We start from the raw sequence: 287 nt of genomic DNA on the forward strand, positions 1-287 counted from the left end.
TGCGTTGCAGAGCGGTGAAATCGGTGATGATTTTGCATACTACATTACCGCAAGCGAACAGACACCGTCCGCAGTCAGTGTCGGTGTGCTCGTTAATACCGACAATTCCATCCTTTCTGCTGGTGGCATGATTATCCAGATGCTTCCGGACGCAGAGGAAGCGGATATCGTTAAGGTGGAACAGATTGTGGCAAATCTAAAGCATAAGTCCACCATGATTCAGGAATACGCCAGTCTGGAGGATATTCTGCGTGATCTGTTTGACGATGTCAGAATCCTGACAGGAC

Annotated in this window: 1 protein-coding gene; it reads left to right on the forward strand. The window is 48.4% G+C overall.

What is annotated here, in order from left to right; all coding sequences use genetic code 11:
* Positions 1-287 (forward strand): Hsp33 family molecular chaperone HslO (locus tag NE665_RS24335; protein WP_256302759.1); only part of this gene is annotated, 287 nt, incomplete at both ends.

Origin of the sequence: Clostridium sp. DFI.1.208 (assembly GCF_024463855.1) — a bacterium.
Lineage (GTDB): Bacteria > Bacillota_I > Bacilli_A > Erysipelotrichales > Erysipelotrichaceae > Clostridium_AQ.